This is a genomic window from Streptomyces sp. NPDC005863 (assembly GCF_042871345.1).
Classification (GTDB): Bacteria; Actinomycetota; Actinomycetes; order Streptomycetales; family Streptomycetaceae; genus Streptomyces.
This window is the reverse complement of sequence record NZ_JBIAII010000002.1, coordinates 922,206-934,200: the sequence shown is the minus strand read 5'-3', so window position 1 is coordinate 934,200 and position 11,995 is coordinate 922,206. Positions and strand designations below refer to the sequence as shown.

11 protein-coding genes are annotated in these 11,995 nt (G+C 71.3%); 3 read left to right on the top strand and 8 right to left on the bottom strand.

Translation table 11 applies throughout. The annotated features are described in order from the left end of the window. The first annotated feature begins 39 nt into the window (after positions 1–39). Positions 40–921 carry an alpha/beta hydrolase gene (locus ACFYO9_RS10115; protein WP_358776901.1) on the top strand — a complete coding sequence of 294 codons (882 nt, stop codon included), beginning with the start codon at positions 40–42 and terminating at the stop codon, positions 919–921. 67 nt (positions 922–988) lie between these two features. On the opposite strand, the gene ACFYO9_RS10110 is transcribed toward ACFYO9_RS10115, so the two are convergent. After that, positions 989–1,576 carry a helix-turn-helix domain-containing protein gene (locus tag ACFYO9_RS10110; RefSeq protein WP_358776900.1) on the bottom strand — a complete coding sequence of 196 codons (588 nt, stop codon included), beginning with the start codon at positions 1,574–1,576 and terminating at the stop codon, positions 989–991. Positions 1,577–1,646: 70 nt separating this feature from the next. Here ACFYO9_RS10110 and ACFYO9_RS10105 point away from each other — a divergent pair, with 70 nt between their 5' ends. Next, positions 1,647–2,540, top strand: coding sequence for an NADP-dependent oxidoreductase (locus tag ACFYO9_RS10105; RefSeq protein WP_358776899.1), 894 nt, complete (start codon positions 1,647–1,649; stop codon positions 2,538–2,540). Positions 2,541–2,717: 177 nt separating this feature from the next. Here the strand turns inward: ACFYO9_RS10105 and ACFYO9_RS10100 are convergent, their stop codons facing one another. Beyond that, positions 2,718–3,497: an NIPSNAP family protein gene (locus ACFYO9_RS10100; protein ID WP_358776898.1), complete on the bottom strand. Its 780-nt coding sequence runs from the start codon at positions 3,495–3,497 to the stop codon at positions 2,718–2,720. A 61-nt stretch (positions 3,498–3,558) separates the two neighbouring features. Here ACFYO9_RS10100 and ACFYO9_RS10095 point away from each other — a divergent pair, with 61 nt between their 5' ends. Then, positions 3,559–4,623 (top strand): WYL domain-containing protein, encoded by a 1,065-nt coding sequence (locus tag ACFYO9_RS10095; RefSeq protein ID WP_358776897.1) that lies wholly within the window; start codon positions 3,559–3,561, stop codon positions 4,621–4,623. Between the two features lie 83 nt (positions 4,624–4,706). Here ACFYO9_RS10095 and mmsB read toward each other — a convergent pair whose 3' ends face one another. From mmsB to ACFYO9_RS10065, 6 genes are all read right to left on the bottom strand, one after another. Next, complete coding sequence (gene mmsB / locus ACFYO9_RS10090; RefSeq protein WP_358776896.1) at positions 4,707–5,939, bottom strand: multiple monosaccharide ABC transporter permease; 1,233 nt, start codon at positions 5,937–5,939, stop codon at positions 4,707–4,709. A gap of 8 nt (positions 5,940–5,947) precedes the next feature. Further along, positions 5,948–7,492 (bottom strand): multiple monosaccharide ABC transporter ATP-binding protein, encoded by a 1,545-nt coding sequence (mmsA, locus tag ACFYO9_RS10085; protein WP_358776971.1) that lies wholly within the window; start codon positions 7,490–7,492, stop codon positions 5,948–5,950. Positions 7,493–7,527: 35 nt separating this feature from the next. After that, positions 7,528–8,685 carry a multiple monosaccharide ABC transporter substrate-binding protein gene (chvE, locus tag ACFYO9_RS10080; RefSeq protein WP_358776895.1) on the bottom strand — a complete coding sequence of 386 codons (1,158 nt, stop codon included), beginning with the start codon at positions 8,683–8,685 and terminating at the stop codon, positions 7,528–7,530. Between the two features lie 2 nt (positions 8,686–8,687). Continuing rightward, on the bottom strand, positions 8,688–9,656 hold the full coding sequence (locus tag ACFYO9_RS10075) for a hypothetical protein (RefSeq protein WP_358776894.1): 969 nt from the start codon (positions 9,654–9,656) through the stop codon (positions 8,688–8,690). A 108-nt stretch (positions 9,657–9,764) separates the two neighbouring features. Continuing rightward, on the bottom strand, positions 9,765–10,778 hold the full coding sequence (locus tag ACFYO9_RS10070; RefSeq protein ID WP_358776893.1) for an alcohol dehydrogenase catalytic domain-containing protein: 1,014 nt from the start codon (positions 10,776–10,778) through the stop codon (positions 9,765–9,767). After that, a complete protein-coding gene (locus tag ACFYO9_RS10065) occupies positions 10,775–11,941 on the bottom strand; it encodes a mandelate racemase/muconate lactonizing enzyme family protein (RefSeq protein WP_355815913.1) in 1,167 nt (388 codons plus the stop codon). Before ACFYO9_RS10065 ends, ACFYO9_RS10070 begins: the two co-directional genes overlap by 4 nt. Positions 11,942–11,995: the final 54 nt, after the last annotated feature.

Here is an 11,995-nt window from a genome sequence, read left to right as displayed (position 1 = left end):
AGTGGGAGTAACCGCCATCAGGCCTTAAAGGGGTTAGTCATGGTTGAGGTTCTTCATCGCAGCACCACCGTGCGGGGTCACCGCGTCTTCTACCGCGAGGCGGGTGACCGTGGGGCGCCCGTGCTCGTGCTCCTGCACGGTTTCCCCTCCAGCTCGCGCATGTTCCGCCGGCTGATTCCCGCGCTGGCCGACCGGTTCCACGTCATCGCCCCCGACCACCTCGGCTTCGGCAACTCCGACGCCCCGCCCGCGGGCGAGTTCACGTACACCTTCGACGCCCTCACCGACATCACCGAGGCGCTCCTGGCCCAACTCGGCGTCAGCCGCTATGCGTTGTACGTCCAGGACTACGGCGCCCCCATCGGCTGGCGGCTCGCGCTGCGTGCCCCGGAGGCGATCACCGCGGTGATCACGCAGAACGGCAACGCCTACGAGGACGGCTTCGTACCGGAGTTCTGGAAGCCCGTGTGGGAGTACGGCGAGGATCCCGGCCCCCGGACCGAGCCCGCCGTCCGGGCCGCCCTCTCGCTCGACGCCATCCGCTGGCAGTACCTGCACGGCGTGGAGCGGCCCGAGTTGGTCGACCCCGACACCTGGGCCGCGGACCACCGCGAGGTCAACCGGCCGGGCGTCGACCTCGTCCAGCTCGCCCTCTTCCGCGACTACGCCACCAACCCGCCCCTCTACCCCCAGGTGCACGCCTACTTCCGCGAGAGCCAGGTGCCGCTGCTCGCGGTGTGGGGTGCGGGCGACGAGATCTTCGGCCCGGACGGCGCGCGCGCCTTCGCCAGGGATCTGCCGGACGCGGAGATCCGTCTGGTCCCCGGCGGCGGGCACTTCCTGCTTGAGAGTCATGTCGACGCGGTGGTGGGGTACGTACGCGGGTTCCTGACCCGGCAGGCCTCACCCCGGCACACGTAACCCGGCACACGTGACCCCGGCAGAAGACGTAAGGCCGCGGTCGCCCAGCCTTCGGTGCGACCCGGCGTCAGCTGACCCGTGCCGCCTCCCACGCCGCCTCGATCATCCGGAAGATCTCGTCCACCGCCGCGCCCGGATCAGCCGACTCGCGGGCCAGCGAGAACGCGTCGATCGCGAACCGGGCGATGGTCCGGCAGGCCGTGGGCGTCGCGCCCCGCGGCAGGTTCGGGTCGGCGGCGACGGCCGCGGCCAGGGATTCCGCGTGGCGCAGCCGCATCGACGCCTCGTACTCCCGCAGCGCGGGGGAGGCGTCGATCATCTGCCAGAGCGGAGCCGCGCCGTCCGCCGTGCAGTGCCGCACGAGGGCGTGGATCTCGCGGCGCAGCGCGGGGACCAGCGGCTCGTCCGGTGCGCGATCGGTGACCGCCTCCGCGAGGCGCCGCTCGAAGTCCTGGTCCTGCTCGAAGACCAGGGCCTCCTTCGCGGTGAAGTGGGAGAAGACCGTGGTGACGGCCACGTCGGCCTCGGCGGCGACGTCGCGGATGCCCACCTCGTCGTAGCCGCGCTCCAGGAAGAGCCGCAGGGCGGTGTCGGCGATCTTCTGGCGGGTCGCGGCCTTCTTGCGCTCGCGGCGCCCGGACTGCTGCACGGTCATTCCCGGATGCTAACAGATGCAAAGACGCAACAACTACAAAAAGCTAACCGTTAGTGTTACGTTCGTCGGCATGAAGAAAGTGAGCTTCGCCGAGTTCGGCGGTCCGGATGTCCTGCACCTCATCGACGCCGAGGAGCCCCACGCGGGCCCCGGCCACATACGTATCGCCGTACGGGCGGCGGGAGTGAACCCCGTCGACTGGCGGGTCCGCGAGGGCCAGGTCCTGTCGGCCCACCCGACCCGGCTCCCGGCCGGGGTTGGTCTTGACGCCGCCGGGGTGGTGGACGAGGTGGGCGAGGGGGGCGACGGGGTGGAAGTCGGCGACCGTGTGTTCGGCGAAGGGGAGAGCACCTACGCCGAGTTCGCCGTGCTGTCGGCCTGGGCCCGGATGCCCGCGGGGCTGTCGTTCGAAGAGGCGGCCGGGTACCCCTCGGTGGTGGAGACCGCGCTGCGCATCATCCGTGAGGTCGGGGTGCGACCCGGGCAGACGTTGCTGGTCAGCGGCGCGTCCGGGGGAGTCGGGTCGGCGGTGTTGCAGGTGGCCCGGCATCGCGGCATCAGGGTCATCGGCACGGCGGGCGCCGCCAACCAGGACTACCTGCGGAGCCTGGGCGCGCTCGCCACGACGTACGGCGCGGGCTGGGTCGAGCGGGTACGGGAGTTTGGCCCCGTCGACGGGGCGCTCGACCTTGCGGGGTCGGGCGTGATCCGTGAGCTCGTCGAACTGACCGGGGATCCGGGAAAGGTGGTCTCCATCGCCGACCTCGGCGCGCCGGAGTTCGGCGTGCGGTTCTCCGGCGCGGCGGGCAGCGTGCCGGACGCGCTCGCCGAGGCGGTCGAGCTCATCTCGAAGGGTGAGTTGCACATCCCGGTCGAGAAGTCGTACCAGCTGGCGGAGGCCGCGGCGGCGCACGTCGACAGCCAGGCGGGGCATACGCGGGGGCGGCGGGTGATCGTCGTCTAGAGCGCCTCCGCTGGAGCCGGCTCTCGCCGGGGTCCCCTCCCGCCAAGGAGGAGGGGGCCCGGCGGAGGCGTGCGGCACGCGCCCGCCGTCCGTCAACCCCGCGCTCCCGGCCCCCGCGCTCGCTGCGCGCGACGGCCACGACGCGCGCCCGCGGCGCGACGACCAAGGTGCCGAGTCTCAACGGACCAGGGACCGGCCCGTCGGGGTCAGGCGTAGGAGTTGGGGTGGGGAGTGCTGGGTTCGGTTCAGGGTCGGGAGGAGTTCGTCCCGCATCCCCGGGTGGGCTTCGAGGGCCTTGGCATGGGCGTGGTGTGCGGGTTCGTCGGGGTAGGACGTGACGACCGCGACGACGTTCTCTCCCTCGCGGACCGGCAGGCGGGGGAACGTGTTCGGCGCCGTCTCCGTGGTCAGCGCGGCGAGCGGCGCGGGGCCCGTCTCCCGGAGGAGGGGGAGCAGGCCCTCCCGGATCAGGCCGGCGCCGTCCTGGACGCCCGGAGGGAAGGACCAGAGGGTCACCGCGACGAACCGGTCCGGCGCCGCGGTGCCGGGTGCCCCGCGCCGCTCCGGGCGGTGGCCTGCGAAGCCGGTCCGTTCCGTGAGCGGCCGCAGCAGCAGCACGTCGTCCGAGTCCACCATCGTGTCGTTGGCCCGCGGGCCGTGCGCCGCCCAGACCGGGCCGTCGTAGAACGCCGCCAAGGACCGCCGGCGCGACGCCATGTCCGGGAAGCCGCGCAGCCAGACGAAGCGGTCCGGGTCGTCGAGGTCCCTGAACTGACCGAGCACGCTCATCCCGGTCTCTTCCTGCGTCTCGACGAGCTCGCGGTCGAACAACTCGATGAGCTCGTCGCGGCGTCCGGACCGCAGGGTGTATCGGCGCAGTTCGATCACGGCGGGTCGGTGGGCGCCATGGGCTCCGCGGGCATCAGCTATGTCGTCGGTGTTGTCGGTGTCACGCATGGGAGGACCGTAGGCGGGCCGTGTGACAGGGGCTGTCAGTGTTCCGGGAGAGAATGCGCGCATGTCCGCCGGCCGACTGCTGTCCGTGCTCCTGCTGCTGCAATCGCGGGGCCGCGTCTCCGCGCGCGGCATCGCCGACGAGCTGGGCGTGTCCGTGCGGACGGCCTACCGTGACGTGGCGCGGCTCCAGGAGTCGGGCGTCCCCGTCTACGCGGAGACCGGGCGCGGCGGGGGCTACCAGCTGCTCGACGGCTACCGCACCCGGCTCACCGGGATGAGCGAGGGCGAGGCGCGGGCGCTGTTCCTCGCCGGGCTGCCCGGGCCGGCCGCCGACCTGGGGTTCGCGGCCGAGGTGGCGGCCGCACGGCTGAAGCTGCTGGCCGCGTTACCGGCGGGGCTGCGGGACGAGGCGGCGCGGACCGCCGAGGTGTTCCATCTGGACGCCCCCGGCTGGTACCGGGAGCCCCAACCCGCCCCCGTACTGCCCCTGTTGGTCGACGCGGTGCTCACCCGGCGCGCGGTCGACGTGCGGTACCGGCGCTGGCGGGTGCCGCAGGAGGTGGCGTACCGACTGGGTCCGTACGGTCTCGTCCTGAAGTCCGGCACCTGGTACCTGGTGGCGGCGTCAGCGGCGTCAGCGGCGTCAGCGGCGACGACGGCGGGGGAGGGACCCACCGCGGTCACCTCGGCGTCGCCCGTCCGGGCCGCCCGCGTCGCCACCTACCGGGTCACCCGGATCCTCGAAGCTGCCCTCAGCGACGAGCGGTTCGACCGGCCCGGCGGCTTCGACCTCGGCGCCCACTGGGCCGGCTACCTCGGCGACTTCGAGGCGCGCCGATTCACCGGCACCGCCACCGTGCGCCTCTCCCCGCGCGGGCGCGGCCGACTGCCCGACAATGTGCCGCCGGAGGTGGTGCGGGCCGTCGAGGCCACCGCGGCCCCCGTCGGCGACGCCGGGTGGGTCGAGGCCGTCATCCCGACCGAGAGCACCGGCCACGCGTGCGGCGAACTGCTGCGGCTCGGCGTCGACGTCGAGGTGGTCGCCCCCGCCGAGCTGCGCGACGCCATGACCTCGACGGTGTCGGTGCTCGCCCGGACGTACGGACCGGGACCCGCTCCCTCCTGATGTCACAGGCCGCCCGGCCGATGAGTACGGCGCGTCCCACTCCTCGCCTCCACGCGCCCTCCCCCGCCCCCGAGTTGACGCTGCTACCGGCCGACCTTCCGCTTGTTCCAGACGTCGAAGCCGACCGCGGCGAGCAGTACGAGCCCCTTGATGACCTGCTGGTAGTCCGTGCCGATGCCGACGAGCGACATGCCGTTGTTGAGGACACCGAGGACCAGGCCGCCGATGACCGCGCCCATCACGGTGCCGACGCCGCCGCTCATCGACGCGCCGCCGATGAACGACGCCGCGATGGCCTCCAGTTCGAAGTTCAGGCCCGCCTGCGGGGTGCCCGCGTTGAGCCGGGCCGCGTACACACAGCCCGCGAGCGCCGCGAGGACGCCCATGTTGACGAAGACCAGGAAGGTGACCCGCTTGTCCTTGACGCCCGAGAGCATCGCGGCGGCCTTGTTGCCGCCGAGCGCGTACACGTGCCGCCCGACGACGGCGTTGCGCATCACGTATCCCAGGCCGATCAGCAGCCCGCACATGATCAGCATGACGACCGGGACGCCGTGGAAACTCGCGAGGGTCAGCGTGAAGGCGACCACCGCGGCCGTCATCGCCACACACTTCGCCGCCCACAGCCCGGCCGGAAGTACCTCCAGATCGAACGCCAACTGCCGCTTGCGGTCCCGCCATTCACGCAGCAGCAGGAAGACGACGGTGGCGAGGCCGAGGACGAGCGTGGGGTTGTGGTACTGCGTGTACGGGCCCATCTCCGGGATGAAACCCTTGGCGATGTTCTGGAAGCCCTCGGGGAAGGGGGCGAGCGACTGGCCCTCCAGGACGATCTGGGTGAGGCCCCGGAAGAGCAGCATGCCGGCCAGCGTCACGATGAACGACGGGATGCCGACGTACGCGATGAAGAAGCCCTGCCACGCGCCCGCGACCGCCCCGATCAGGAGCGAGAGGACGAGCGCGAGCACCCACGGCATGTCGTGTTTGACCATCATCACCGCCGACATGGCGCCGACGAAGGCGACCAGCGAGCCGACGGACAGGTCGATGTGGCCCGCGATGATGACGATCATCATGCCGATGGCCAGAATGAGGATGTAGCCGTTCTGCTGGATCAGGTTGGAGACGTTGTTCGGCAGCAGCAGCGTGCCGTCCGTCCAGATCTGGAACAGCACGACGATGAAGGCGAGCGCGATGAGCATGCCGTACTGGCGCATGTTGGAGCGCACGCTCTGGATCAGCAGCGCGCCGGCCGACGGGGCGGCGGGCGCGGGCCCGGCGGACGGGTCCCGCGGGGGAGTGGTCGTGGTGGTCATGGCGGGCCTCAGCTCCCGGTGCTTCTGGTCTGGGTCATGTGGCGCATCAGAACTTCCTGGGTGGCCTCCGCGCGCGTGACCTCACCGGTCAGGCGGCCCTCGGCCATCGTGTAGATCCGGTCGCACATCCCGAGCAGCTCGGGCAGCTCGGAGGAGATGAACAGGACCGCCTTGCCCTGCGCCGCCAACCTGTCGATGACGGTGTAGATCTCGTACTTGGCGCCGACGTCGATGCCGCGCGTCGGCTCGTCGAGGATCAGGACCTCGGGATCGGCGTGGATCCACTTGCTCAGGACGACCTTCTGCTGGTTGCCGCCGGAGAGCCGGCCCACCTGCTCGAAGACCGTGGGCGCCTTGATGTTCATCGACTTCCGGTAACGCTCGGAGACTTGGCGCTCGTGGTGCTCGTCGACGACGCCGCGCCGGCGCATGCCGGGCAGCGAGGCCAGCGAGACGTTCCGGTTGATGTTGTCGATGAGGTTCAGGCCGTAGCGCTTGCGGTCCTCGGTGACGTACGCGATGCCCGCGTCGACGGCGGCGGGCACCGTCTTGGTGACCACCGGCCTGCCGTTCACCGCGACGTCCCCGGCGACGTACTGCCCGTACGAGCGGCCGAACACGGACATGGCGAGTTCGGTGCGGCCCGCGCCCATCAGCCCGGCGATGCCGACGATCTCGCCGCGCCGCACGGTCAGCGAGACGTCGTCGACGACGGTGCGCTGGTGGTCGACCGGATGCCGCACCGTCCAGCCCTCGACCGCCAGCGCGAGCTCGCCCGCGTCCGCGCCCTCGTACGGGGTGCGGTCGGGGAAGCGGTGGTCGAGGTCGCGGCCGACCATGCCCCGGATGATGCGGTCCTCGGAAACATCCGCTGCCCCGCCCGGCTCTTGACGTACCGTCAGGGTCTCGATGGTCCGACCGTCCCGCAGGATCGTCACCGCGTCCGTGATCTGCCGGATCTCGCCCAGCTTGTGCGAGATGATGATGCAGGCGATGCCCTGGCCGCGCAGCTCCACGATGAGGTCGAGGAGTTTCGCGCTGTCCTCGTCGTTGAGCGCGGCCGTCGGCTCGTCCAGGATGAGCAGCCGCACCTCCTTCGACAGGGCCTTGGCGATCTCCACCAGCTGCTGCTTGCCCACGCCGATGTCGGAGACCGGCGTCTGCGGCTTCTCGTTCAGGCCCACCCGCTTCAGCAGGGCACTCGCCCGGCGCAGCGTGTCGTTCCAGTCGATGAACCCGCGCGTGGACTGTTCGTTGCCGAGGAAGATGTTCTCCGCGATCGACAAGTACGGTACGAGCGCCAGCTCCTGATGGATGATCACGATGCCGCGCTTCTCGCTGGCCCGGATGTCCTTGAAGGCCATCCGCTCGCCGTCGAAGAGGATCTCGCCGTCGTAGCTGCCGTGCTCGTGCACCCCGCTGAGGACCTTCATCAGCGTCGACTTGCCCGCGCCGTTCTCGCCGCAGATCGCGTGGATCTCGCCGGGGCGCACGCTCAGATGGACGTCGGAGAGCGCCTTCACGCCGGGAAACGTCTTCGTGATCCCGCGCATCTCCAGCAGCGACCCGGACTCCCGCTCGTCCCGGCTCACTTGAGCTGCCCAGCCGTGAAGTACCCCTCGTCGACGAGGAGTCGGGTGTTCTTCCTGTCGATGCTGACCGGCTTGAGCAGGAAGGCCGGTACCGTCTTCGTGCCGTTGTCGTAGTCCTTGACGTTGTTGACCTGCACCTTCTTGCCGGTCAGCATCGCGTCGCCCATCTGCACCGTCTGCGCGGCCAGCTTGCGGGTGTCCTTGAAGACGGTCTGCGTCTGCTCGCCCCGGATGATCGACTTCACCGACGCGAGCTCCGCGTCCTGCCCGGTGATGACGGGCAGCGGCTGGCTCTTCGTCCCGTAACCGGCGCTCTTCAGCGCGGAGATGACGCCGATCGAGATGCCGTCGTACGGCGAGAGGACCGCGTCCACCCGCCGGTCGCCGTAGCTCTTGCTGATCAGGTCGTCCATGCGCTTCTGCGCGGTGCCGCCGTCCCAGCGCAGCGTGGTGGCCTGGTTCATCCTCGTCTGCTTGCTGCGCACGACGAGCTGACCGGACCTCAGATACGGCTGGAGCACCCGCAGGGCGCCGTTCCAGAAGTACTTGGTGTTGTTGTCGTCGGGCGAGCCCGCGAACAGCTCGATGCTGTAGGAGTCGTCGGAGTCCGCGTCGGGCTTGCCGAGCTTGAGCTTGTCGACGATGTAGCGGCCCTGCAGCTCGCCCACGCGCTCGTTGTCGAAGGACGCGTAGTAGTCGACGTTCTTCGTGCCGAGGATGAGACGATCGTACGAGATCACGGGGATCCCGGCGTCGTGCGCCTGGCGCATCACCTCGGTGAGCGCGGAACCGTCGATCGCGGCCACCACCAGGAGCCGGCGCCCCTTGGTGATCATGTTCTCCAACTGGGCGACCTGGTTCTCCACCTTGTTGTCGCCGTACTGGAGGTCGGTCCGGTAACCGGCCTTCTGGAACTGCTTCGCCATGTTCTCGCCGTCGGCTATCCAGCGCTCCGAGGCCTTGGTGGGCATGGCCAGACCGATCGTGCCGCCCTTGGCGGTGTCCGGCTTGTAGCGGCTGCCGCCCTTGGCCTCCTGACCGCAGGCGGCGAGCGAGACGGTGAGCAGCGCGGCGGTCAGGGCGACACCGAGCGTACGGGTGCCGGGGCGGGTTCGCGTGCGGGGGCGAGTGAGGGGGCGGGGTCGGGTGCGCATGGTCAGTCCCCTTCCGGGACGGGGAAGCGGCACAGCTCGCCGGGGTGCCGCGAACCGAGCGGGGACATGCCGCCGTCCGCGCCGTGCCGGGCGAGCAGATCGAGGGCGAGCCGCCCGCGCCTGACCCGCTCACGGGCGGTCGCCAGGGCGTGCTCGCGCAGATGGGCGCCGTACGGGTAGATGCCGGGGGACTTGGAGAGGCCGAACTTCACGTACAGGGGCGCGCCGCGCCGGATCAGCTCGGCGACCTCGTACATCCGCACGTAGCCGCCGAGGTCGTCGGGTGCCTCCACGTACATGTCCATGGGCGCCCGGCTGACCCGGCGGATCTCGGTGAGGTGGTCCGGGGTCAGATCGGACGGCACGTTGAGGGAGTCGGCGCCGAGCCGTTCGTACACCGCGAACGAGGCGGGGTTGACCGGTCCGGTCAGGGCGGACAGCTTGAGGGTGGTGGCGGCGGGCAGCACCCCGGCGACGCGCAGCCGGTGCAGGGCCCACAGCACGCCCTCGTCCGCGACGAGCAGACACCGCACGCCGAGCCCGGTGGCGCGCACGGCGTCCTCGACGCATCCGGCGAGCGCGTCGTGGCCCCGGGCGCGCAGCCCCGCGCCACCGGAGTCGGTGCGCGTGGAGGCGCCGGTGTCCCAGGTGCCGCGCGGTCCTGTGAACAGGCAGAGCTCGATGTCGCGTTCGGCGCAGGACTCCACCATCTCGGTGATCTCCACGTCGGTGAGCATCCAGACGCCGCTGCCCTGGCTGATCCGGTGGACGGGCACGTCGAGGCGGGCGCTCTCCTTGAGGACGACGCCGAGCGCCTCGGGGCCCTCCACGGAGGGGATCTCGGTGCGCCAGGTGCCGCCGTCGGGGAACGTGTGCGGGGAGGCGTCGGCCGGATCGGGGGCGGGCACGGCGTGCCCGATCCGGGCGAGCGCGTCGACGCCGGGGCGCCGGGGGATCGATGAGGGGGTCACGGGACTCCAATGTTCGGTGGGTCGAACGAAGTTCGGGCAGGAGGGCATGCGCAGTGGGCCGGCGGTGTACGGGAGGAGGGGCGTCCCCGAGGCGTCACCCGGGCCTGCTCAGGGGCGCAGCAGCACCTTCCCGGTCGCCGGGTCGCCCCCGCCCACCAGGGCGATCGCCTCCCCGAACCGCTCCAGCGGGAATTCGTGGGTGATCAGCGGCGCGGGATCGAGCAGGCCCAGCGTGAACGCCCGCACCGCGTCCGACCACGCCGAGGACGGCGCCCCGAACACGGACCGCACCTCCAGCTGGCTGAGCGAGAGGTGCACCGGGTCGATGCCGGCCGCACCCGGCGCGAACATGCCGGTGAGGACGGCCCGCCCGCCCCTGCGGGCCAGCAGACAGGACGCGGCAGCGGTGGTGGGGGCGCCCGCGGTCTCCACGACCAGGTCGAAGGAGCCGTGCTCCGACTCGGCGTCGGCGGGGGACAGGGCACGGGTCGCCCCGAACTCCTTGGCCTGCTCGCCGCGGGCGGCCCGCGGGTCGACGACGGTCAGGTCGGCCGGGTTCGAGGCGGCGAGCAGCTGCACGGCGAGCAGCCCGAGCGTGCCCGCGCCGACCACCGCGACACGCTCGCCGGGCCGCGGCCTGCCGGTGCGCACGGCCGCCGCGACCACGGCGGACGGTTCGAGGAGCGCGGCGGCGCGCAGGTCGGCGTCGTCGGGCAGCGGGTGCAACAGCCGTACGGGCACGGTGAGATGGTCGGCGAAGGCGCCGGGCTCGGTGAACCCGGTCTCGGCGTATCCGCCGGTGCACAGGCTCGTCTCGCCGCACCGGCACCGCTCGCAGACACCGCACGCCCGGAACCCCTCGGCGACCGTGCGGCGTCCGACGAGCGCGGGATCGGCGCCGGCGCCGACGGCCACCACGGTCCCGGACCACTCGTGGCCGGGGATCACCGGGTAGCGGACGTAGGCGCTGTCGCGCTGTCCGTCGTACACCTCGCGGTCGCTCATGCAGATCCCGGCGGCGGCGACCTCGACCAGGGCCTCGCCGGGCCCCGGCACCGGGACGTCGCCGGTGACGATCCGGTGTTCGCCCGGCCGGTCGACGACGAGCGCGCGGCTGCTCACCCCGCGGCCCTGCCCGGCGCGCGCTTCTCCCAGCCCTCGGCCCACAGGTCGAACCGGGCCTGCTGCTGCGGGAATTCGGCCGCCGCGTCGGTGTCGAGCTCGACGCCGAGGCCCGGCGCGTGCGACAGGTGGAAGCAGCCCGTCTCCGGGTCGACCTGCGGCGCGCCCTTCACCACCTTCTTGATGTCGGCGTCCGCGAAGTCGTTGAAGTGCTCAAGGATCTTGAAGTTCGGTGCGGTGAAGCCGACTTGGAGCGAGGCCGCGGTCAGCACCGAACCGCCGACGTTGTGCGGGGCCACCAGCATGTAGTGGGTCTCGGCCGTGGCCGCCAGCTTGCGCGTCTCCCAGATGCCGCCGATGTGGCCGACGTCGGGCTGCAGGATGTCGGCCGCCTGGCTCTCGAAGAGTTCGCGGAACTCGATCCGGTCGTGGATGCGTTCGCCGGTGGCCACCGGCATGTCCACCTTGGCCGCGACCTTCTCCAGCGCCTTGAGGTTCTCCGGCGGCACCGGCTCCTCCAGCCAGGCGGGCCGGAACGGCGCGAGGTCGCGGGCGAGCCGGATCGCGGTGGCGGGCGAGAACCGGCCGTGCATCTCCAGCATCAGCTCGGCGTCGGGCCCGATCGCGTCCCGCACCGCCTCGATCAACGAGACGGCGTACAGGCTCTGTTCGTGGTCCAACTCGTGGTGCCCGGTCCCGAACGGGTCGATCTTCAGGGCGCGGTAACCGCGCTCCATGACCCCCTGGGCCGCCTTGTGGTACGCCTCCGGGGTGCGCTCCGTGGTGTACCAGCCGTTGGCGTACGCCTTGACGCGGTCGGTGACCTTGCCGCCCATGAGCTGCCAGACGGGGACGCCCAGCGCCTTGCCCTTGATGTCCCAGCAGGCCATCTCGATGACGGCGATGCCCGACATGACGATCTCGCCGGCCCGGCCGTAGTCGCCGTACTTCATCCGGCGCACCAGATCCTCGGCCGCGAACGGGTCGGATCCCTCGATGTGGTGGGCCGCCGCCTCGCGGAGGTAGCCGATGAGGGCGTCGGTGCGGCCCAGCATGCGGGTCTCGCCGACACCGGTCAGGCCCTCGTCGGTATGGACCTGGACATAGGTGAGATTACGCCAGGGCGTCCCGACCACATGCGTGCTGATTCCCGTGATGCGCAAGGCAGTTGCCCCTCGACTTGTTCGATATTTCGTCACACGTTCGAAATGTTGGCG

Coding starts and splice junctions, on each gene's coding strand:
- mmsB (WP_358776896.1), bottom strand. CDS start 5,939: ATGACCACCACGACCACTCCCCCGCGGGACCCGTCCGCCGGGCCCGCG.
- chvE (WP_358776895.1), bottom strand. CDS start 8,685: ATGCGCACCCGACCCCGCCCCCTCACTCGCCCCCGCACGCGAACCCGC.
- ACFYO9_RS10095 (WP_358776897.1), top strand. CDS start 3,559: ATGTCCGCCGGCCGACTGCTGTCCGTGCTCCTGCTGCTGCAATCGCGG.
- mmsA (WP_358776971.1), bottom strand. CDS start 7,492: ATGCGCGGGATCACGAAGACGTTTCCCGGCGTGAAGGCGCTCTCCGAC.
- ACFYO9_RS10105 (WP_358776899.1), top strand. CDS start 1,647: ATGAAGAAAGTGAGCTTCGCCGAGTTCGGCGGTCCGGATGTCCTGCAC.
- ACFYO9_RS10115 (WP_358776901.1), top strand. CDS start 40: ATGGTTGAGGTTCTTCATCGCAGCACCACCGTGCGGGGTCACCGCGTC.
- ACFYO9_RS10110 (WP_358776900.1), bottom strand. CDS start 1,576: ATGACCGTGCAGCAGTCCGGGCGCCGCGAGCGCAAGAAGGCCGCGACC.
- ACFYO9_RS10100 (WP_358776898.1), bottom strand. CDS start 3,497: ATGCGTGACACCGACAACACCGACGACATAGCTGATGCCCGCGGAGCC.